Raw genomic sequence first — 20979 nt, forward strand, 5'->3', positions numbered from 1 at the left:
GACTTGCGCATGACCCGGACCCGATTTCTCGACAGAAACACACCGCCGCATATCGCAACGCTCGTGCTGATTGCCGGCCTGAGCGCCTTGAACATGAACATGTTCCTGCCCGCCCTGCCCGCTATGGCGGCCGACTTCGAAAGCAGCTACGCAACCATCCAGCTTGCCATTTCAGGCTATCTTGCGGGCACCGCGGTGCTGCAACTGATCATCGGGCCGCTGTCGGATCGCTACGGTCGCCGGCCCGTTCTTCTCTCCGGCATCGGTCTCTTTCTCCTGGCAACGCTGGTCTGCATCGCCGCCACCTCGATAGAGGTCTTTCTGGTCGGACGCATGCTGCAGACGACGCTGATTGCCGGGCTCGTCCTGTCGCGGGCCATCGTCCGCGATATGGTCCCGATGGAAGAGGCAGCCTCGATGATCGGCTATGTCACCATGGGCATGACCATCGTCCCCATGATTGGCCCGGTGCTCGGCGGCGTGCTCAGCGACCTGTTCGGCTGGCAGGCGAATTTCGTCGCCATCCTCGTCTTCGGCCTGCTGGTCATGGCCATCGTCTGGCTCGACCTCAAGGAAACCAACGACAGCCCGTCCGCGAGCTTTGCGGCACAGTTCAAAGCCTATCCGGAATTGCTGTCGTCCGGCGCCTTCTGGGGCTACACGCTGACGACAACCTTTGCGTCGGGTGTCTTTTTCGCCTTTCTCGGCGGCGCCCCCTTTGTCGGCAGCACGCTGCTTGGCATGTCGCCGACGGCGCTTGGCCTCTATTTCTGCTTCACCGCCTTCGGCTACATGGTCGGAAACTTCCTGTCGGGACGTTATGCCAGGCGCATCGGCACCGGCAGGATGATGCTGGCCGGCGGCGTCATCACCCTGGCCGGCACCGTCATCACCGGCGCGCTCTTCCTCGGCGGACTGGAAACCGCACTCGCCTTCTTCGCTCCGATGTTCCTCGTCGGCGTCGGCAATGGCGTCAGCCTGCCGAGCGCCAATGCCGGCATCGTCAGCGTCCGTCCCCACCTGGCCGGTTCGGCCTCCGGGCTTGGCGGCGCACTGACCATTGGCGGCGGCGCGGTCCTGTCGGCACTCGCAGGCGCGCTGCTGACGATCGAGACCGGCATCTATCCGCTGCTTGTGGTGATGGCGGCGGCAAGCCTTGCCGGCATCGCCGCGACGCTGTCGGTGATCGGCGCCGACCGACGCGTGCGGACGCGCCTCTCGGAGCAGCAGGGATGACGGAGCGCCAGACAAGGATCCCGACCGACATTCCGGCCGTCATCATCGCCGGCGGCCTGTCCTCGCGCATGGGGCAGAATAAATCCGCCCTGCAACTGGGCGCTCGCCCCCTGCTCGACCGGATCATCGAGCGGCTTCGACCGCAGGCATGCTCGATCGACGTCAACACCAATGCCGTGCCCGCGCCGGACCTGCCGCCGGGCGTGACGGCGTTCGGCGACACCGTCTCGGGTCATCTCGGCCCGCTCGCCGGTGTGCTCTCGGCGCTGCGCCACACAGAGCGGCGGCATCCGGTCTCATCCTGCGTGACAACGGTTCCGACCGATACGCCCTTCTTTCCAACAGACCTTGTCGCGCGGCTGGCAGCGGCCCGGCAACAGGCAGACCAGATCGCCATCGCCTTTACGGACGACATCATGCATCCGATCTTCGGCCTCTGGCCCGTTGCCATCGCCGATGATCTGGAACGCTGGCTGATCACCGACGACAAGCGCCGGGTGCGCAGTTTCATCGCCCGCCATCCGATGGTCGCAGTGCATTTTCCGATGATCGAGACCAAGGCCGGGGCCTTCGATCCGTTCTACAATATCAACACGCCCGCCGATCACGCACAGGCGGAGCGCTGGCTTGCCCTCCTGGAGGCGGAAAAACCATGACGGGTCCAAAACTGTTCGGCATTGCCGGCTGGAAGAATTCGGGAAAGACCGGCCTTTGCGTCCGGCTGGTTACCGAACTCACCCGACGCGGCTACCGTGTCTCGACGATCAAGCATGCGCATCACGACTTCGACATCGACAAGGTTGGAGCCGACAGTTTTCGCCACCGCGAAGCCGGCGCCCACGAGGTCACCATCGTCTCCGGCACCCGCTATGCCATCATGCACGAACTGCGCGGCGGGCCGGAGCCGAGTTTTGAAGAAATCCTGGCACGGCTTGCCCCTTGCGACCTCGTTTTGATCGAGGGCTACAAGCGCGAGCCCATCCCCAAGATCGAAGCCCGCCGGCTGGAAGCAAAAAACCGCGAGCCCCTGGCCCCGACCGATCCGTACATCACGGCCATCGCCGCCGACCACCCCGTCACCGACACAGGCCTGCGGGTGTTCGATCTCGACGACACCTCAGCCATCGCCGATTTCGTCGCACAGGTGACGGGACTTGGTGCATCGGGCTGAAGTGAAGGCTGATCGACCGGTTTAACGGCTTCCCCTTGGAGAGCCTCAAACAACAACAGGCCCGCTGCTTGCGCGGCGGGCCTGTTGTTCTGTTCAGGGTCGATCCAGACGAAATGCCGTCTAGTTCTGTGCAACCGGACGCACCAGCGCCGTAACGCGGCGGATGGTCACGCGCCGGTTCAGTTGCTCGGCATCGCCGGTGCGCACCTTCAGGAAGCGCTCACCATATCCTTGGGTGACCAGGTTTTCAGCCGGAATGTCATAGACTTCCGACAGAAGCACGGCGACAGATTCGGCCCGCTGGTCGGACAGAACGAGGTTGGACTGGTCGGATCCGACCGCATCGGTGTGACCTTCGATGAAGAAGGTTTCGCCCGGATCCTTTTCCAGCACTTCGTTCATCGCGTTCGCCACGCTGCGCAGTGTCTTGGCCTGCGACATCGGCACTTCGGCGCTTCCCGTGGCAAAGGTGATCGTATCGAGATCGATACGGCGCACCTTGTCGCGGATACGGGCCGAGTTCTTCACCTCATCGATCGTGTAGACGCGCTCGACCTGCTCCACCGGCGGCTCGGACAGGAAGTCGTAATAGTCGCGGTCCGGCTGGCTCGACGTGTCGATGATGTAGTCGCGGACCGGCACGCGCAGACGCATGGGCGGCAGGTCGTCGCCGACGTCATAGGCGGGCGGACGCGGGCCGTCACCGGCTTCCGGCGCGTAGATCAGCAGGTATTCGCGGCCCTGCCGGTCGATGCGCGTGCGCTGCAGGATGTCACCGTAGCGATTGTAGATCGTGACAATCTTGACGCCGCCGACCTTTTCGATCGTTTCGCGGGTGCGGCCCCGCGGCAGCTCGTCATAATAGGTCTCCTCGGCATTGCGGCGCAGACGCGGACGGTCGTCGCTGCGCACGATGATCTGGTCGCCAAGATCGATCACAACGCGGTTGTCGAGTTCCTCTTCGATGCGCGGACGACGATCGCGACGGGTGTTCCCATCGGTATTGCCGGTGATCGCATCAATCAGGTCTGGCAGGTCGAAGGTCGGCGCCTCGCTGATCCGTTCGCCCTTCTCGTTGTTGGCGGCGCCGATTTCCTCGCGGCTCGGACGGCGTTCCGTGCGGCCGGCCTGTGATTCGGCATCGCTCGTCGGTGCCGCGACAGTCTCGTCCTCGGCCCGCAATTCCTGGCGCTGCTTGCGGCGCTTTTCACGCGTATTGTCGCCGCCGGCATTGTCGGCATCCTTGTCGCTGTCAAGCACGGCAGCGCCATTCTCGACGGGCAGGACCACGGTCTCGTCGCTGGCGGACGGGTCCTTGGCAATCTCTTGCTTCTCCTCCGTGGTGCGCGTATCGGTCATTTCCGGGACAGGTTCGTCAGCTGCAGCCGCATTGTCCTCGGCAATCGCCGGATCGCCCTCGATCATCGGGCGCAGTTCACCCTCGGCGACCGGAGGCCTGTCCTCGGACTGGGTCTCGTCCGCAGCCTTCTGCTCTTCCGTCTTCTGCGCCTCAGCTGCAGCCTTCTTGTCGCGCTTCTTGCGCGGCTTCTCGACAGGCTCCGCCTGCTGCTCGGCTTCCGGCTGCTGTTCTTCGGCATCAGGGGCTGCCTGCTCTTCGGCGGCCGGCTGCTCTTCCTCTACGGCCGCCTTCTTGTCACGCTTCTTGCGCGGCTTCTCGACAGGTTCCGCCTGCTGCTCGACTTCCGGCTGCTGTTCTTCGGCAACAGGGGCTGCCTGCTCTTCGGCGGCCGGCTGCTCCTCCGCGGCTGCGGCCTTCTTGTCGCGCTTCTTGCGCGGCTTCTCGACGGGCTCCGCCTGCTGCTCGGCCTCCGGCTGCTGTTCTTCGGCAACAGGGGCTGCCTGCTCTTCGGCGGCCGGCTGCTCTTCCTCTACGGCCGCCTTCTTGTCACGCTTCTTGCGCGGCTTTTCGACAGGCTCGGCCTGTTGCTCGGCTTCCGGCTGCTGCTCTTCGGCAACAGGGGCTGCCTGCTCTTCCTCAGCCGCTGCCTTCTTGCGCTTCTTGCGCAGCAGTTCTTCAGGCACCACCTCACCGTCGGCGGAGAGCTGATCCACCGCCGGATCGCCGCTTTCCTGCGCCACCTCGAATGGTTTCATCAAGCTGTCGGCCAGTGCCGGCTGAATGGCCAGCGACACCGATAGAACCGGAAATGCCACCGTTGCGAAAAGTTTGGATCGAATGCTCATGTCTGTCTCCTCCTTGGAGAGGTCTGTTCTGTTTTTGCCGTCGACTGGCCGTTGCCGGATGTCCGGGCAGCAAACCGCGGGACTGCAGTCAAAGTTCCATGCGATGCCTAGCGGAACCGCGATTAACTCGTGATGAACAGCGTATTCATCCTCGACAGCACATAGAGGCGATCTTGCGGCGGAAAGGGGTAAACGCGGCCACAGCATGAAGTTTCGGCGTTTTTCGACGGATTCCTGTTGATTTTCTCCTGGAAAGCGTAGGACTATCGGCCCAGACCGGCAAAACAATGCCCGGCATACCGGACATCCGCATAAAACAAAAAACCGGATGTCTGCCAACAGAGAGGATGAACATGCGTATTTCCAAACGTCTGGCAGTCGCCGCTTCGGCTGCCGTTTTCGCACTCATGGCCGGCTCCGCCCTGGCTGAAGGCGAAAAGATCGTGATCGGCACGGAAGGCGCCTACCCGCCCTTCAACAATCTTGAAGCGGACGGCACGCTGACCGGCTTCGACATCGACATCGCCAAGGCGCTCTGTGCCGAGATGAAGGCAGAATGCACCTTCGTCACCCAGGATTGGGACGGCATCATCCCGGCGCTTTTGTCAAAGAAGTTCGATGCGATCGTCGCTTCGATGTCGATCACGCCCGAGCGCCAGGAAAAGGTCGACTTCACCGAAAAATATTATAACACCGGCCCGGCCATCGCCATACCGAAAGATTCGGACATAACGGAAGCAACGGCCGCTGGCCTCGCCGGCAAGACGATCGGCGCGCAGTCGTCGACGACGCATTCGAACTATGCCGAAGCCTTCTTCAAGGATGCCGAGCTGAAGCTCTACCCGACGCCTGACGAATACAAGCTCGACATCGCCAATGGCCGTGTCGATGCCGTCATCGATGACGTCGTCGTCCTTTCGTCCTGGCTCAAGACCGAGGACGGCGCCTGCTGCAAGATCCTCAAGGCGCTCGATCCGGATCCCGTCATCAACGGACCTGGCGCCGGCATTGCGATCCGCAAGGGCGAGACCGAGCTGAAGGGCAAGTTCGATGCCGCCATCCAGGCGATCCGCGCCAATGGCACCTACAAGGAAATCAACGACAAGTATTTCGATTTCGACGTCTACGGCGGCTGATTTCGAACTGCACAGAAATGCGATGGCGGAAGGCTTGCCCTTCCGCCATTTTTGTTTGACAACACAAGACAACAACAAGCGAGCCAAAAAGGCCGCGCCGGGGAAAACAGACACATGCAGGCTGCATTTGCCGCCCTATCGTCGCTGCTGTCGTGGATTGCCACGACCATCGATCCGCTCTGCGGCCCGATCGGTGTGTTCAGGCTGTTTGCCTCCGGGACACTTTTGTCCTGCGGCGATGTCGGCTGGGGCGACGAGATCGCCTTCGGTTTCATGATTACCACCAGCCTTGCCCTCTGCACCTTGCCCATCGGCCTGTTCTTCGGCTTCTTCATTGCACTGGCCAAGCAGTCGGAAGAAAAATCGCTGCGGCTGGCGACCGACATCTACACGACGATCTTCCGCGGCCTGCCCGAGCTTTTGACACTGTTCATCGTCTATTACGGCTTGCAAATTCTGGCGCAGCAATTCATGGCCGGGCTCGGTTATGAGGGAGCGGTGGAGATCAACGCCTTCGTTGCCGGCATGATCGCGCTCGGCGTCGTTTTCTCCGCCTATTGTTCCGAGGTGCTGCTCTCTGCCTTCAAGGCAATCCCGCGCGGCCAGTACGAGGCCGGCGATGCACTGGGCCTGCGCCGGGGCCGCACCATGCGGCTGATCATCCTGCCGCAGCTGGTGCGCATTGCGCTTCCCGGGCTTGGAAACCTCTGGATGGCGCTTCTCAAGGACACCGCCCTCGTCTCGGTCATCGGCCTGCCCGATATCCTGCGCCAGACCGGCATCGCCGCACGCGTGACGAAAAACGCCTTTGAATTCTTCTCGATCGCCTGCCTGCTCTTCCTCGTTCTGGCCATGCTGTCGTCGCTGGTGTTTTCCGCGCTCGAGCGCTGGACGAAACGCTCGGAGGCCGCCCGATGAGCCATCGCGAAACCATGCTGCCTGCCCTGCCCGCACCGCCCGAGGCCGCGCGTCGGTTCACGACATCGCGGCTGATCGGCAACGTCACGCTCGGCATCTGGCTAGCCGCCGCCATCGGCATCGTGCTGTTCATCATCGACAGCTGGAGCATCGAGAAACTCACCAAATACGGCCCCAACCTCATCTCGGGTCTGGGCGTGACGCTGACGCTGGTCAGCATATCCGTGGTGCTCGGCGGTATTCTGTCGCTACCGCTGGCCTATGCCCGCATGACAAAAAACAAGGTGCTGTCCTGGCTCGCCTACATCTATGTCTATTTCTTCCGGGGCACGCCATTGATCACCCAGCTTTTCCTCATCTACTACGGCTTTGGCACATTCCGGCCCTATCTCGAGGCGATCGGCCTCTGGACCTTCTTCCGCGATGCCTGGTTCTGCGCGCTCCTGACCTTCACGCTCAACACCGCCGCCTACCAGGCGGAGATCCTGCGCGGTGCCATCCAGAGCGTGCCGCGCGGCCAGCACGAAGGCTCGGCCGCACTCGGCCTGCCCCGGCGCATCGCCTTTTTCAAGATTATCCTGCCGCAGGCGATGATCGTCGCCCTGCGCCCCTATGGCAACGAAATCATCCTGATGATCAAGGGCTCCGCCATCGTCGCCATCGTCACCGTCTTCGACCTGATGGGCGAAACCCGCCGCGCCTTTTCGCGCACCTATGATTTCCAGATGTATCTCTGGGCGGCCATCCTCTACCTGATCATGGTCGAGATCCTGCGCAATCTCTGGGCCTGGATCGAAAACCGCCTGACGCGGCACCTGAAGCGCTAGGAGACATTATCCGGGGCGATCAACCACTTGGCAGCACTCCTCCGAAAAGGCTGCTAACACACTGAAATCAAATAATATTCACAAATCTCCGACGCGCTTTAACACTTGATTTACCAATCGGGCGCTTCAATCATAGGGACCATCATTCAGCAACGATGAGGTCCATATGACAAACGAAATGGAACTGCAGCTTAAAGGTTATGGCCTGACGACCGCACAGATCCTCTATCGCATGCCCGATCATCCGGCCTTTCTGCAAACCTATATCTGGCAACAGTACGACATCGCGCCGCACTTTCCCGAGATGAACAGTTTCCTGAAATTCTGGCAGGAGACACTCGACGGCCCCCTGCATTCGGTGCGCTACATTCACCGCAAGCTGATCTCGGCCACCGACTGGCGGGCGCTCAAGGGCGAATTCATCATCAACTGAGCACGCCCTGCGGCGCAACAGGGCTGAAGATCGACTTGCCAAGTCGGGGACGGCACCTTATGACGCCGCCATGGAAAAAATCGACGAAGAAGCTTTGGCCGAAGCCTATAATCGCGCGCTCGCGCTGGAGAAATCCGGTGATATCGAAGCCGCAGTGAAAGCCTACGAGGAGGTCCTCGCGATCGATCCCGAGGACCATGGCGGCGCGGCCGTGCGCATCGCCTCGATGGGCCGCGGCGAGACGCCCGACAAGGCGCCGGACGCTTATGTGACCACACTGTTCGACCAGCATGCCGACGTCTTTGAGGATGTGCTCGTCGAGCAGCTCGAATATCATGTCCCGGTTCTGGTGCGCCAGCGGCTGCAGGCCCTCGCGCTTGGCCCGTTCAAGCGGCTGCTCGATCTCGGTTGCGGCACGGGCCTGACCGGCGGCGCACTGCGCGATCTTGCGGGCGACATGACCGGCATCGACCTGTCGGAAAACATGGTCGAAGTCGCCCATGACAAGGACCTCTACGAAACCCTCTATGTTGCCGAAGTGGTGGATTTCCTCGAAGACAACGACGATCCGTCCTTCGACCTGATCACCGCGACCGACGTCTTGCCCTATCTCGGCGGCTTGGAAGCCCTGTTCTTCGGCGTTGCCGAAAACCTGGAGCCCGGCGGCCTGTTCATATTCTCCAGCGAAACCCTGCCGGAAGAGACGCTGGCCGGGCGCCGCTTCATGGTCGGCCCGCACCAGCGCTTTGCCCATGCGCCGGACTATGTGCGCAATCGGCTTGATGAAACCGGTTTCGACCTGGTGGAAATGACCGACATCACCGTTCGTCTGGAGGATGGCCAGCCGATCGCCGGCCACCTCGTCATCGCAAGGCTGCGCGCCTGACCGTCACATAGCCCGGCCGACCTGGCCGGGCCGCGATCGAAGTTACGCGTCGTGCACGGCCGGCGTCTCGTACCAGTCGCCCTTGAATTCGGTCAGGATGTTCTTGACGATCACTTTGCCTGTGGGACCGTCGATGACGCCAGCGGAAACCATCAGGAGATCGGTGCCGATATTGTCCTTGAACAACCGGCTGCCGCAGGTCGAGCAGAACCCCCGGCGCGCCGTGTCGCTATAGCCCCACCATTGCAGCGTGCCATCGGCTTCGAACCGGACATCGTCACGCGGCGCACCGATCACCGCCATGTAGTTGCCGTGTGCCTTGCGACAGTCACCGCAATGGCAGCAGAAGACGCCGGCCGCATCGGTCGGAATGGAAAACTTCACACCGCCACAGCGGCAGGATGCGTTCAGTCGTTCAGCCATGTTCTTATCCTCATTGCAGTGTCCGGGTCGGCGATCGCCACCCGATCCCGGTTTACATATGGCTGGATGCCGTCGCGTCCATGTCCGTGCGCGGGAAAAGATCAAGAGCGGGATTTTACAGCCAATAATGCAATCCTTGATAGAATTAACAACCCTGAAGGGCAATCGGTTTGTAGACGGAACGCCTGAGAGTTCTAGCTTGACCTTTCAACCTAAGGGGGAATTCAGATGCAGGATTGGGCATGGTTGACGGGGGCGACGCATTTCTTTGGTCTGGTGGGGGATACACTTGAGAACCTCCTGGGGCTCAATCCGATCGCCCTTCTGTTCGCGCTGTTGACACCGCTGCTCCTGATCTATGGGCGGCGCGAAGTCCGGGTACGGCGGTTGCGCTCGATCCAGGATTTTATCCGTGCCTTTGATCAGCTGCGCCAGACGCAGGCGGAAAAGGATGAGCAGGACGCTGCTGCGCAATCGGTTCCCCCGGCCAGGCGACCACAGCCGATCACCCAGAACCCAACCTTCGAATTCGTCCGCTCGAAATACACGTCCGACATCGAGCCTGTCGAATGGCGGGGCGAAAAACGGACATTGAAACTTAGCGAAAACGAGGAGATCGACCGGATCATCGAGAGCCTCGGGGCCTTTGGATCACCCACCGACAAGCGCATATTCCTGTCGACGACAGGCTTTATCATCGCCTGTTATTTCGGCTTTGATGCGCTGCAGGAAACGATGCTTTCCGGCTTCGGAGCCGCTGGCTCTGCCTGTGCGACCACCTTGCCCTGCACCGAGGCCGCGATGAAGCCCGGCTCCTACGAACAGTTGCGCATCATCGGCTCGCTCACCTTTGTTGGTGCCTATATCGCCGCAATCCGGATTTTCCTGCGCGGCCTTTCGGTGTTCGACCTGTCGTCCTACACCTTCCTGCGTCAGACCGGCGAGATGCTGGCATCGGTGACTTTCACCATTCTCGTCTTCCGTGCCTTTCCCGATCCCTTTCATGACGTGGTCTCGGCAGTGGCCCCCGGCTTTGCAGGCCCCGCCGATGGCAGCATTCCCTGGATCTGGCTGGCGCTGGCGCCGCTGTTCGGCCTCCTGCCGCAAAGCGTCACGAAATTCCTGCTGATGAAGATGCAGTCGCTGGTCGCCTGGATCAAGACGAGCGACGACCGCTTCATCGCCGTGACGAAGATCATCTCGCTGGATATCATCGACGGCATCGACTTCGAGACGCGTTTCCGTCTGGAGGAATGCGGCATCTACGATGTCCAGAACCTGGCCACCTACAATCCGATCATGCTGCACATCGAATCGCCCTACGGCATCTATCAGGTGATAGACTGGATCGGCCAGGCGCAGCTCTGCCACATCGTCGGTCCGGAAAAGTTCCTTTTGTTCCGCGAGGTCAACATCCGCACCATCTTCGATCTCGAACGGGCGATCAGCGACGTCAACGCGCCGCCGGAATTCGACGACATCTGCGTCAGCATCCTGTTTGCCAGCACCGACAATCTCAAACAGACACTGGATATCACCAAGACCAAGCTGGCGACCATTGCCGAGGATGGCACGGTCAGCGATGTCGACCTGGCCGAATACAGCCGCTGGGTCCGGGGAAAGATCAACAAGACGAATGTGTCGGCAGCAACCGAACATGTCATGCGCTGGATTGCCGATGATCTGCATGTCCGCCGGCTGCGCCGTCTCTGGAAAGAGATTTCCGCCAGCCTCGGTGAAGACTCCGATCGGCTGGACAGCACCAAACGTTAAACGCACGAACTGTGCTTGCATCAATCGGACCGGCAGGGGCAACCTGCCGGTTTCGCCATTCAGGATTGCGCCCGCTCTGCCCGCTTGGCCACGAGCCAACCCATTCGTCTTTTTGCAGCGCTGCCGGACGCGGAAAAAACCCGTGATGGCTTCCCCCCGAATGGGCGTTCGGCTACTCCATGAGGCTTGTATACGGAATCGATTTCGGAATTTCAGCAGGGAACGATCAGCCGCAAATGGCTCGCTGCAAAATATCCGCGATCCAGGTCTTCAGGAGTTCTCAATGGCTAAAGTTGCATTCATCGGTCTCGGCGTCATGGGTTATCCGATGGCCGGCCACCTGCGCGTCAAGGGCGGTCACGACCTCACGGTCTACAACCGCACGGCAGCGAAGGCGGAAACATGGGTCGACCAGTTCGGCGGAAGCACGGCAAGCACCCCCGCAGATGCCGCCGCCAACGCGGACTATGTGTTCTGCTGTGTCGGCAATGACGACGACCTGCGCTCCGTGACAACGGGCAAGGATGGTGCCTTCCACAGCCTGAAGGCCGGAACCGTCTTCATCGACAACACGACGGCCTCCGCCGATGTCGCGCGCGAACTGGATGCGGCGGCCACCGCGCGCGGCGCGCATTTCATCGATGCACCGGTGTCCGGCGGACAGGCCGGCGCCGAAAACGGGGTTCTCACCGTCATGTGCGGCGCAGAGCCGGACGTGTTCGCGCGGGCAAGACCCGTCATCGACGCCTATGCCCGCATGGTCGGCCTGATGGGACCGGCAGGATCGGGACAGTTGACCAAGATGGTCAACCAGATCTGCATCGCCGGCCTGGTGCAGGGACTGGCGGAAGGCATCCATTTCGGCAAGAAGGCAGGCCTCGACATCGAGGCCGTCATCGACGTGATCTCGAAAGGCGCCGCCGGCTCCTGGCAGATGGAAAACCGCCACAAGACGATGAATGTCGGGAAATATGATTTCGGCTTTGCCGTCGACTGGATGCGCAAGGACCTCGACATCGTGCTGTCGGAAGCCCGCAACAATGGCGCCACCCTGCCGGTGACGGCCCTGGTCGATCAGTTCTATGCCGAGGTGCAGTCGCTCGGCGGCAAACGCTGGGATACCTCGTCGCTCCTGGCACGGCTCGAGAAATAAGGCCCGCCGAACCCGGAATTGAAAAAGGCTGACGCGCGCCGCGCCTCAGCCTTTGTTCCCGCGCAAAATCCGGGCCGATCAATCCTCGCCGGATTTCGCCTGTTCCAGCATCATGTAGTCGAGCGGAAGCTGTGTCGTGTACTTGATCTGCTCCATCGCGAAAGCGGAGGAGACGTCGCGGATCTCGATCTTGGCGATCATCCGCTTGTAGAAGGCATCATAGGCGGCAATGTCGGGAACGACGACGCGCAGGAGATAATCGACATCACCGCTCATGCGGTAGAATTCGACGACCTCCGGAAACTCGCTGACAACTTCGGAAAACCGCCGCAGCCATTCGACGGAGTGCGAATTGGTCCGGATCGACACGAACACCGTCACCTTGGTGTTGATCTTGACCGGATCGAGCAGCGCCACCCGGCCACGGATGATGCCTTCCTCTTCCATCTTCTGGATCCGCCGCCAGCAGGGTGTCGTCGACAGGCCGACCTTCTTGGCGAGGTCGGCGACAGCGAGGGTCGAATCCTCCTGCAGAAGGCGCAGGATTTTGCGGTCAAGGCGGTCCATTTGGCGATCCTTATCGAATATTATTCTTTCTATAACGCGGAAATCGCCAAATGAAAGAAATTTGTTTCACTCGGTCAAGGCCCGGACCCGTGCGCGCAACACCGGCACAAGCTCCGCCTCGAACCAGGGATTCTTCTTCAGCCAGCTTGTGTTGCGCCAGCTCGGATGCGGCAGCGGCAGAACGGGAATGCCGCGATTGACGCCCAGGTGCAGGCGCCAGTCCCTGGCCGTCTCGGTCATGCTTTTGGCCGACCGCGTGCCCAGATGCCATTTTTGCGCATGCAGCCCGATGGCCAGCACCAGGGCGATCTGCGGCATGGCATCCAGCACGGTCTGGCGCCAGTGCGGCGCGCATTCCCGGCGTGGAGGCAGGTCGCTGCCATGGGCATCATAGCCGGGAAAACAGAAACCCATCGGGACGATTGCAAATTTCCGGGCATCGTAGAATTGCTCCCGGTCGACGCCGAGCCATTGGCGCAGCCTGTTGCCCGAGGCATCGTTGAAGGCCTGCCCGCTGTCATGCACGCGCAGTCCCGGTGCCTGGCCGGCAATCAGGATCTTCGCTGTCGACGACAGGACCGCCACCGGGCGCGGCTCATGCGGCAGCCGGTCGTCCATACCTTTCAAGGGCTGGTCGCGACAGATGCGGCAAGCGGCAATCGCCGCACGCAACGTCTCCAGCCCGTCAGTCCCCTTCATGCCCTATCCTCGACCAAAGCCTTGTCATCCAGTCAGCGGATATATGGGGCGCTTCGCTCATGCCGCCATGGGTCTGCCGCCAGATCCGCGGGCGATCGAACGTGCCGGACCAGAGCCCCCTCTTCTGTCGCCGTGCAGCCTCCTCCTCCGGCTCATAGTCTCCAAAGGCAACGGCCTGGCCTTCACGCACCATCGTTGCACCAAGATCCAGCGGCCCAACGGTGCAACGGCCCAGACTGCGTCCGTAGCGATCCTCGCCACGCAGTCTGCACTGCACATCGCCTGCCCCGACCATCTCCAGAAGCCTGTCCCGCGCCACGGAACCGCAGCGCCAGGGACCAGCGGCCCGCAGGCAGGTCTGTGCCAGTTCGGGCGCGTCCATGCCGATCAGCCGCACCCGCATGTCCGAGACAACGAGCGTGTCGCCATCCACGACGCGCGCCTCGCCCTCAACCTTGCCCTCCGTCGTCTCCGCCATCCGGACGACGATCAGACCGATGAAAAGAAAAAAGAAAATGCACAGAAGGAGATCGCGCAGGCGTCTTGCCAGCCCCATGGTTTCGCCCTCCCTCGCCTGCTGCGACATCCACAAGACGGTTGCCAAATTGTTGACGCCTGCAGCAACTTCTTAAGGATTCGCTCCTAGTCTTCAATGGCTTCCATCAAAATCGCACGAGAGCATGAACACAGGCGTCAGCACATCGACCGACAAGATCATCGTCGACAAATCGCGCAGCCATCGCAACAAGGCTGTGTCGAAGGCCGTCCGCTCGACCCGTGAGCGCCTGCAGACCGGCCAGTCCACCGCCTCGGGTTTCGACCGCGAAATGCTCAGGCTCTACATCAGTTCGGTGCTGCAGGGCGCGATCGCGATGCCGATCTTCCTGGTCCTGATCACCACGATCGGGATCTATCTCTCCCAGCGCCTCAACCTGATCGGCTGGGCCTTGCTGGCGCTCAGCATTCATGCCCTGACCGTGCTTCTGGCGCGCCGCGCCAGCACGGATGATATCACCGCGGAAAAAGCCGTGCTCTGGCGTCGGCGCTTTCTCGTTGCCCAGATCGTCATGGGCATCTGCTGGGCATCGTTTTCGATGCAGGAGTGCACTGCCTGCGGCGAGGTGACCTTCACCTTCTACAAGGGCGGTGTCCTTCTGATCGCGCTCGCCGCCACGACCATGGGCACGTTTCTGCTGCGCAACGCCCTGATCGCCACCTTCGCGCCGGCCGTGCTCGCCTTGTCCGTCCAGGCCTTGCTGGCCCAGAGCCCTGCCTACCTCGGCATGACGGCGACCCTCTCCACAGCGATGGTCTTCATGCTCTTCATGACGACGCGCATGCACCGGGCCAATGTGCACATCCTCTCGGTCCAGTCGGAAAAGGACGATCTGATCGCCGAGCTGGAAGTGGCAAAGTCGATGTCGGATGAAGCGCGGCGTCGTGCCGAAGAGGCCAATCTGGCGAAATCTCGGTTCCTGGCGTCGATGTCGCACGAGTTGCGCACGCCGCTCAACGCCATTCTCGGCTTTTCCGAGGTCATGTCGACAGAGGTTCTCGGGCCGCTCAACAATCCCATCTACAAGGAATACACCGGCGACATTCACCGCTCCGGCCAGCACCTGCTCGACCTGATCAACGAAATCCTCGACCTGTCCAGGATCGAGGCCGGCAAATACGATCTCAACGAGGAATCGATCCATCTGGTCGAAATGACCGAGGACTGCATCGGCATGGTCCAGTTGCGGGCCCGCACCAAGAACATCACCATCACCGAGCAGTTCGAACCCGGCATGCCGGCGGTCTGGGTGGATGAGAAATCGATGCGCCAGGTCACGCTCAATCTCTTGTCGAACGCGGTCAAGTTCACGCCGTCGGGCGGCGAAATCTCCGTCAAGGTCGGCTGGACGGCCGGCGGCGGCCAGTACCTGTCGATCAAGGACAACGGTCCAGGCATCCCAGAAGACGAAATCCCGATCGTCCTGTCAGCCTTCGGTCAGGGGTCGATCGCCATCAAGAGCGCTGAACAGGGCACAGGTCTCGGACTACCGATCGTCCAGGCGATCCTGTCCAAGCACAATGGCGAGTTCATCCTGAAATCGAAACTGCGCGAGGGCACCGAAGCCATCGCCATCCTGCCGTCGAAACGGGTGCTGGAAAGCATCCCCGCCGTCGAGGATGCGCATGCCGTCGAACGGCGCCGCAAGAGCTTCGCCTGATCGGCGCTGTCCGATCAGATCCCGAACAGCTTGGAAAAGAACACGACATAAGAGGCATAGCCGACATTGGCGATGATCAGGCAGAGGCATGCCAGCGAGCCCAGGTCCTTGGCATTCTTGCCCATCTCGGAGATTTCCGGCGACACCCGATCGACGATTTCCTCGATGGCCGTGTTCAGCGCCTCAAAGGCGACCATCAGCAGGAACAGCACCAGCATCGCGACATACTGGAAGAAATTCGCACCCGTGACGACGAAAGCGACCATCGCCACGGCAAAAGCGCCAAGCTCGTGCCGGAACGCGGCCTCCCCGAGAAGACGCTTGGCACCGCCGAGCGAATAGGTGGCTGCGGCGAAGAAATGCCGTATGCCCGTCAGTTTTTTTACCGGCGCGCCATTGCCCATGCTGCGATGTTCCTTCGTCAAAACCATGTCACCCAGCCACGCTGCAGGCGGCAAAGGCATCGAGCCCGCGATTGTACACACCGGTCTGGATATTCATCATGCCGAGAACGGTATGAAACAGGTTGTCGTGTGACGTCGCCGCATCCGAATATTGGAGAAGGCAAGCGGTATCAAGCCCCATGATCGATTGATAGGATTTCGAGAACCAGGCGATGAAGGGAACATGCGTCTGTTCCTTCGGCGCAATGGCATAGGGCGCGCCGTGCAGGTAGACGCCGTTTTCGCCCAGCGATTCGCCGTGATCGGACATATAGATCATCGCGCCAGCCGCGTTTGTCTCGTGTTTTTGCAGAAGCTTTGCGACGCTCGCCAGAATGTGGTCGGTGTAGAGGATGCTGTTGTCATAGGCGTTGACGATCTCTTCGGGCTTGCAGTTCATCAGTTCCGGCGTGCGGCAATCCGGTTTGAATGTCCGGTATTCCTCCGGATAGCGCAGATAATAGGCGGGACCATGGCTGCCGAGCTGGTGCAGGACGATGACGGTATCGGTCTTGATGGTGGCCAGCTTCTGGTCGAGCCCCTCGAGAAAGATTGCGTCGAGACATTCGCCACCCTTGCAGAGCGGACTGTTCTTCCGATTGTTGAGGCTGGCATAATTGATCAGGTTGGCAATGCCCTTGCTGCCCGTATTGTTGTCCCACCAGGAGACCTGGACGCCGGCATGGGTCAGCACGTCAACGAGGTTCTGGCGCGAATGCGCCTTCCATTCGGTGTATTCGTCGCGGGTATAGCCGGAGAACATGCAGGGCAGCGATACGGAAGTGGCGGTGCCGCAGCTGGTTGTCCGGGTAAAGTTGACGACGCCGAGCGCCTTGAGTTCCGGATTGGTCTCGCGCGCATAACCATTTAGTGAGAAATTCATCGCGCGTGCCGTTTCGCCGACGACAAGCACGACGACGACGGGCTTTTTCGATTTTGCCAGCCGGTCGCCGGCATGGGCGTCGATGCCGAACGGCGCGACGACGATATTGGTGTCTTCATAGACCGACGAGGCGTAACGCACCGCAGCCGAAATCGGCCCGCTCGGATTGAACAGCTTCATCATGTCCTTATGATCCCGGATCACATAGGCGATACTGGCGAAATTCAGGCTGGCAAGCGCCACGACCGCAACGAGGCTGGGCACGATCACCGCGAGATTATACAGGACTTTCGACAGGAAAGGCCTGTGCCGCACCTTGACCCAGACAACGAACAGCGCCGGCAGAACGGCAAAGAAAAGCACATGCAGCAGGAAACGCGGCGTGATCAGGTGGCCCGCTTCCGCCGTTGTCGTCACCACCGCGCTCTCGACCATCTCCTTGTCGATGATGACGCCGAATGTGTCAGCGAAATAGGATGAGACGCCCGAGACGAGGATGAAGAAGATCAGCGCCGGCTTGAACAGATATTTCACCGAAACGGCCGTGGTCACGACGAAGACCAGCAGCGAGATGCCGAGGCCGAACGACAGCAGACCGAGTTTGGCCGTCCCGAAATAGGTCGATGCACGCGACCAGAAGGTCAGGTTGGTGGCAACCAGAAGATAGACGGAAACCAGCACACTCAAGGAGACGCTGCCGATGACCGGGCGGCTCGGGACAAGGCTTTTCAAATGAAGACACTCCACGCAGGGCGCAGCGTCCCGTCCGCGTGTGGTGCGGCAGACAGTTCGGTGCGCGGGCTCAATCGCAGGGCAGACGAACCTTAGGGTCCGCTGCCGGACGGACGCCTTACCGGCGCCGGTCCGAAACGATGCGTGCCAGAAGCCGCATCGTTTCTGCGTTGGTGCTACGCGTGTCTTGCTGTCAGAAGCCTGTCCGGAAGATCAGCCGGTCAAGCCGGCTGATCCACGAGGCCTCACGCCTTGTTGCTGACGCCCGCCTGGGCAAACGTCGCCATGCCGCCATGGCAGGCGGCGGCGGCCTTGACGATGCCGGCGGCAAGCGCTGCCCCCGTGCCCTCGCCCAGCCGCATGCCGAGCGCCAGAAGCGGCGTCTTGCCGAGCCTGTCGATCGCCTTCATGTGGCCGGGTTCCGCCGAGACGTGGCCGATCAGGCAATGGTCGAGCGCCGCCGGATTGACCGCCTTCAGGATCGCCGCTGCCGATGTCGCCACGTACCCGTCGATGATGACAGGAATTTTCTGCATGCGGGCCGCAAGAATAGCGCCGGCCATCGCCGCGATCTCGCGACCACCCAGGCGCCTGAGCACTTCGAGCGGATCGGACAGATGGTCGCGGTGCAGCGCGACCGCCCTGTCGACGGCCTGGATTTTTCGCGCCAGGATCTCGCCTTCCGCCCCGGTGCCCGGACCGACCCAGTCGGCGGCCGTGCCGCCATAGAGCGCCAGATTGATCGCCGCTGCGATCGTCGTGTTGCCGATGCCCATTTCGCCGATGCACAGGAGATCGGTGCCGCCGGCCACGGCCTCCATGCCGAAGGCCATGGTCGCGGCGCAGTCGCGCTCGGACAGCGCCGCTTCCTGCGTGATGTCGGCCGTCGGATATTCGAGCGCCAGGTCGAAGACCTTGAGGCCGAGATCATAGGCGACGCAGATCTGGTTGATCGCCGCACCGCCGGCTGCAAAATTCTCGACCATCTGTGCCGTCACGGATGACGGAAACGGCGTCACGCCCTGCGCGGTCACCCCGTGATTGCCGGCAAAGATCGCCACCAGCGGGCGCGTCACGGCCGGTGCCCGGCCCGTCCAGGCCGAAAGCCAGAAGGCGATCTCCTCGAGCCGGCCCAGCGAACCCGGCGGCTTGGTCAGTTGCGCGTCGCGGGCACGGGCGGCGGCAACGGCGGCGCTGTCCGGGCCCGGCAGGTTGCGCAGCAGCTCACGAAAATCATCAAACGGCAGGCCGCTGGCACTCATATCAGGCATCCTTGTCTTCAGGCAGGGTCGGGCTTCCTTCCGGAATCCGTGACACCTCCATAAAGCGCGCGGGGAAAACGGGCAACGGCATTTGCGCCGGTTGATGTCGTCGGCGCATGATCGCGGCAGGACGCCGATTCGGGGAAACCGGCAGGCTGGGGAGTTGAAAACACATGGATATGCGCGATTTTACCGATGACATCGCCCGCTCGGTCGCGTTTTTAAGCCGCATCCACATGCCGCAGCGACATTTCGTCAATTTCGACGGGCGCCTCAGCCGCGCCGTGCGTGCCTTTCCCATCGCCGGACTGCTGATCGCCTTGCCGTCGGCCGCTGTCGTTGCGATCTTTTCGGCGATCCACGCCACACCCCTGTTCACCGCCTTCGTGGCGGTCGCGATCCAGGCGCTGATCACAGGCGCGCTGCACGAGGACGGTCTCTCCGACACCGCCGATGGCCTTGGCGGCGGCAGGGACAAGGAAAGCGCGCTTGTTATCATGAAGGATAGCCGGATCGGCTCCTATGGTGCCGTGGCGCTCATCCTGTCCTTTGGCCTTAGGGTCTCGGCGCTGGCCGCCATCCTGCCCGAACTGACGCCCAGCGGCGCCGGCGTCGCCATGCTCGCCATGGCAGCCCTCAGCCGCACGGCCATGGTCTGGCACTGGTCGAAACTTCCCCCGGCGCGCCAGGACGGTGTTGCGGCCTCGGCCGGCGAGCCACAGCGCGGCGCCGTCCGGCTGGCACTGGCGATCGGCCCCACGAGTGCCGTCATCCTCATGCTGCTCGCCGGCGTTCCGCTGCTCGCCATTCCGCTCACGCTCCTGGCTTTCGGCGCAACGGTGACGGCCTTCAGCGGAATCGTCGACGGCAAGATCGGCGGCCATACGGGCGATACAATCGGTGCGACACAGCAACTGACGGAAATTGCGGTTCTGGCAGCCCTTGCGCTGACGGTCTGAAACGCCGATATAGCCTGAAACTGGACTTCATCCGGACGGTACGCCCCATGGAATCGCCCTGCACCCTGATCTGTTCGATCGACATGAAGACCGGCTTCTGTTTTGGCTGCGGTCGCACGCGTGACGAGATCGGCGCCTGGACGCTCTATTCTGCGCAGCAGCGCCACGACATCATGGCGACCCTGCCCGCCCGCCTCGACACGCTGGATCGCAAGCCGCGACGCGAAACAAGGCGGACGCGGATGGCGCGGGAGCGCGTCGGAGAATGAACCGGCTGACGATCCTGCTCGGCATCCTGGCGGTGGGGCTGGTCTTTCTCATCCTCAACCATGACAGCGGCCGCACGTTCGGCATCGACAATGACGATTTCGGAAGCCTGGTCATGCTCGGCGCCATCGCCACCATGCTCTCGGCCGGCCTGTTGCAGAGCCGCCGCCATTTTGCCGAAAGCGTCCGCCAGTTCGGTATCTGGGCGCTGATCGCGCTGGTGCTGGTCGCCGGTTATCTCTACCGCAACGACATGCAGGCCTTTGGCTCGCGTCTGGCCGCCGGCCTCATTCCCGGCCGCGCCGCCGTCTTCACCGACAGCGAAGGCCTGCAGGAAGTCGTTCTCCACAAGATGCTGAACGGTCATTTCGAGACATCGGTTGCGGTCAACGGCGCCAGTGTGTCGATGCTGGTCGACACCGGCGCCAGCACCGTGGCGCTGACCTATGAGGATGCCGAAACGCTCGGCCTCGACCCGGCCAATCTCGCCTACACCGCCCGGGTCACCACCGCCAACGGCATGGCGCAGGCCGCTCCCGTGACGCTCTCGGAAGTCGCCATCGGCCCGATCGTCCGCAACAACGTCCGCGCCACCGTCGCCGAACAAGGCCGACTCGACCAGAGCCTGCTCGGCATGAGCTTCCTGTCGACACTGGACTTCCTGCAGATGCAGACGGATGAATTGCGGTTGCGGGATTAGGTGGCAGTGCGCAGTAGGCAGTAGGCAGTAGGCAGTAGGCAGTAAAAACTCGCACCATCTTGCCCACTGGCTACTGCCTATTGGCTAATT

General features: G+C 61.8%; 23 protein-coding genes. 14 read left to right on the top strand and 9 right to left on the bottom strand.

Annotation, left to right across the window (positions count from 1 at the left end):
• Positions 1-9: 9 nt before the first annotated feature.
• From AX760_RS19195 to mobB, 3 genes are read left to right on the top strand one after another with little or no spacing between them, the layout of a single operon-like run.
• Positions 10-1236 carry a multidrug effflux MFS transporter gene (locus AX760_RS19195; protein ID WP_071834588.1) on the top strand — a complete coding sequence of 409 codons (1227 nt, stop codon included), beginning with the start codon at positions 10-12 and terminating at the stop codon, positions 1234-1236.
• Positions 1233-1892, top strand: a complete 660-nt coding sequence (gene mobA, locus AX760_RS19200) for a molybdenum cofactor guanylyltransferase MobA (RefSeq protein ID WP_071834589.1) — start codon at positions 1233-1235, stop codon at positions 1890-1892. The genes AX760_RS19195 and mobA overlap by 4 nt, the downstream gene beginning before the upstream one ends.
• Complete coding sequence (gene mobB, locus AX760_RS19205; protein ID WP_071834590.1) at positions 1889-2407, top strand: molybdopterin-guanine dinucleotide biosynthesis protein B; 519 nt, start codon at positions 1889-1891, stop codon at positions 2405-2407. Before mobA ends, mobB begins: the two co-directional genes overlap by 4 nt.
• Positions 2408-2527: 120 nt before the next feature.
• On the opposite strand, the gene AX760_RS19210 is transcribed toward mobB, so the two are convergent.
• Positions 2528-4612 carry an OmpA family protein gene (locus AX760_RS19210; RefSeq protein ID WP_071834591.1) on the bottom strand — a complete coding sequence of 695 codons (2085 nt, stop codon included), beginning with the start codon at positions 4610-4612 and terminating at the stop codon, positions 2528-2530.
• A 145-nt stretch (positions 4613-4757) separates the two neighbouring features.
• On the bottom strand, positions 4758-4967 hold the full coding sequence (locus AX760_RS26805; RefSeq protein WP_139275917.1) for a hypothetical protein: 210 nt from the start codon (positions 4965-4967) through the stop codon (positions 4758-4760).
• Between AX760_RS26805 and AX760_RS19215 the strand changes: the two genes are divergently transcribed.
• The 5 genes from AX760_RS19215 (at position 4966) to AX760_RS19235 (ending at position 8812) form a co-directional block, all read left to right on the top strand.
• Entirely contained in the window at positions 4966-5748 is a 783-nt protein-coding gene (locus tag AX760_RS19215; RefSeq protein ID WP_071834645.1) for an ABC transporter substrate-binding protein, read from the top strand. The genes AX760_RS26805 and AX760_RS19215 overlap by 2 nt on opposite strands.
• 114 nt (positions 5749-5862) lie before the next feature.
• On the top strand, positions 5863-6666 hold the full coding sequence (locus AX760_RS19220; protein ID WP_071834592.1) for an ABC transporter permease: 804 nt from the start codon (positions 5863-5865) through the stop codon (positions 6664-6666).
• The gene (locus tag AX760_RS19225; RefSeq protein WP_071834593.1) at positions 6663-7493 is read left to right on the top strand and encodes an ABC transporter permease; all 831 of its coding nucleotides are present in this window, start codon (positions 6663-6665) and stop codon (positions 7491-7493) included. The genes AX760_RS19220 and AX760_RS19225 overlap by 4 nt, the downstream gene beginning before the upstream one ends.
• A gap of 166 nt (positions 7494-7659) precedes the next feature.
• On the top strand, positions 7660-7926 hold the full coding sequence (locus AX760_RS19230; RefSeq protein WP_071834594.1) for an usg protein: 267 nt from the start codon (positions 7660-7662) through the stop codon (positions 7924-7926).
• Between the two features lie 70 nt (positions 7927-7996).
• Positions 7997-8812 carry a class I SAM-dependent methyltransferase gene (locus tag AX760_RS19235; protein WP_071834595.1) on the top strand — a complete coding sequence of 272 codons (816 nt, stop codon included), beginning with the start codon at positions 7997-7999 and terminating at the stop codon, positions 8810-8812.
• A gap of 42 nt (positions 8813-8854) precedes the next feature.
• On the opposite strand, the gene AX760_RS19240 is transcribed toward AX760_RS19235, so the two are convergent.
• A complete protein-coding gene (locus tag AX760_RS19240; RefSeq protein ID WP_071834596.1) occupies positions 8855-9235 on the bottom strand; it encodes a GFA family protein in 381 nt (126 codons plus the stop codon).
• A 228-nt stretch (positions 9236-9463) separates the two neighbouring features.
• Between AX760_RS19240 and AX760_RS19245 the strand changes: the two genes are divergently transcribed.
• Both AX760_RS19245 and AX760_RS19250 read left to right on the top strand, forming a co-directional pair.
• Positions 9464-11008 carry a hypothetical protein gene (locus tag AX760_RS19245; RefSeq protein ID WP_071834597.1) on the top strand — a complete coding sequence of 515 codons (1545 nt, stop codon included), beginning with the start codon at positions 9464-9466 and terminating at the stop codon, positions 11006-11008.
• A gap of 283 nt (positions 11009-11291) precedes the next feature.
• Positions 11292-12161, top strand: coding sequence for an NAD(P)-dependent oxidoreductase (locus tag AX760_RS19250; protein ID WP_071834598.1), 870 nt, complete (start codon positions 11292-11294; stop codon positions 12159-12161).
• Between the two features lie 78 nt (positions 12162-12239).
• On the opposite strand, the gene AX760_RS19255 is transcribed toward AX760_RS19250, so the two are convergent.
• The 3 genes from AX760_RS19255 to AX760_RS19265 all read right to left on the bottom strand — a co-directional run bounded on the left by AX760_RS19255 (position 12240) and on the right by AX760_RS19265 (position 14031).
• A complete protein-coding gene (locus tag AX760_RS19255) occupies positions 12240-12728 on the bottom strand; it encodes an Lrp/AsnC family transcriptional regulator (protein ID WP_071834599.1) in 489 nt (162 codons plus the stop codon).
• Positions 12729-12794: 66 nt separating this feature from the next.
• Positions 12795-13427: a uracil-DNA glycosylase family protein gene (locus tag AX760_RS19260; protein ID WP_071834600.1), complete on the bottom strand. Its 633-nt coding sequence runs from the start codon at positions 13425-13427 to the stop codon at positions 12795-12797.
• The gene (locus tag AX760_RS19265) at positions 13414-14031 is read right to left on the bottom strand and encodes a thermonuclease family protein (protein ID WP_139275915.1); all 618 of its coding nucleotides are present in this window, start codon (positions 14029-14031) and stop codon (positions 13414-13416) included. The genes AX760_RS19260 and AX760_RS19265 overlap by 14 nt, the downstream gene beginning before the upstream one ends.
• A gap of 76 nt (positions 14032-14107) precedes the next feature.
• On the opposite strand from AX760_RS19265, the gene AX760_RS19270 reads away from it, so the two are divergent.
• The gene (locus AX760_RS19270; protein ID WP_071834602.1) at positions 14108-15643 is read left to right on the top strand and encodes a sensor histidine kinase; all 1536 of its coding nucleotides are present in this window, start codon (positions 14108-14110) and stop codon (positions 15641-15643) included.
• A 14-nt stretch (positions 15644-15657) separates the two neighbouring features.
• On the opposite strand, the gene AX760_RS19275 is transcribed toward AX760_RS19270, so the two are convergent.
• The 3 genes from AX760_RS19275 to cobT form a co-directional block, all read right to left on the bottom strand.
• Positions 15658-16074, bottom strand: coding sequence for a diacylglycerol kinase (locus AX760_RS19275; protein WP_083531247.1), 417 nt, complete (start codon positions 16072-16074; stop codon positions 15658-15660).
• A gap of 1 nt (position 16075) precedes the next feature.
• Complete coding sequence (locus AX760_RS19280; protein ID WP_087149299.1) at positions 16076-17701, bottom strand: phosphoethanolamine transferase; 1626 nt, start codon at positions 17699-17701, stop codon at positions 16076-16078.
• A gap of 245 nt (positions 17702-17946) precedes the next feature.
• Entirely contained in the window at positions 17947-18963 is a 1017-nt protein-coding gene (gene cobT / locus AX760_RS19285) for a nicotinate-nucleotide--dimethylbenzimidazole phosphoribosyltransferase (protein ID WP_071834648.1), read from the bottom strand.
• A gap of 173 nt (positions 18964-19136) precedes the next feature.
• Between cobT and AX760_RS19290 the strand changes: the two genes are divergently transcribed.
• Genes AX760_RS19290 through AX760_RS19300 form a run of 3 tightly spaced genes read left to right on the top strand, consistent with a single transcriptional unit; the run spans position 19137 to position 20889 of the window.
• The gene (locus AX760_RS19290; RefSeq protein WP_071834603.1) at positions 19137-19922 is read left to right on the top strand and encodes an adenosylcobinamide-GDP ribazoletransferase; all 786 of its coding nucleotides are present in this window, start codon (positions 19137-19139) and stop codon (positions 19920-19922) included.
• Between the two features lie 47 nt (positions 19923-19969).
• Positions 19970-20191, top strand: coding sequence for a DUF1289 domain-containing protein (locus AX760_RS19295; protein WP_071834604.1), 222 nt, complete (start codon positions 19970-19972; stop codon positions 20189-20191).
• Complete coding sequence (locus AX760_RS19300) at positions 20188-20889, top strand: retropepsin-like aspartic protease family protein (protein ID WP_071834605.1); 702 nt, start codon at positions 20188-20190, stop codon at positions 20887-20889. Before AX760_RS19295 ends, AX760_RS19300 begins: the two co-directional genes overlap by 4 nt.
• The last annotated feature ends 90 nt before the right edge of the window (positions 20890-20979 follow it).

This window comes from Pararhizobium antarcticum, assembly GCF_001885585.1.
GTDB classification, from domain to species: Bacteria; Pseudomonadota; Alphaproteobacteria; order Rhizobiales; family Rhizobiaceae; genus Pararhizobium; species Pararhizobium antarcticum.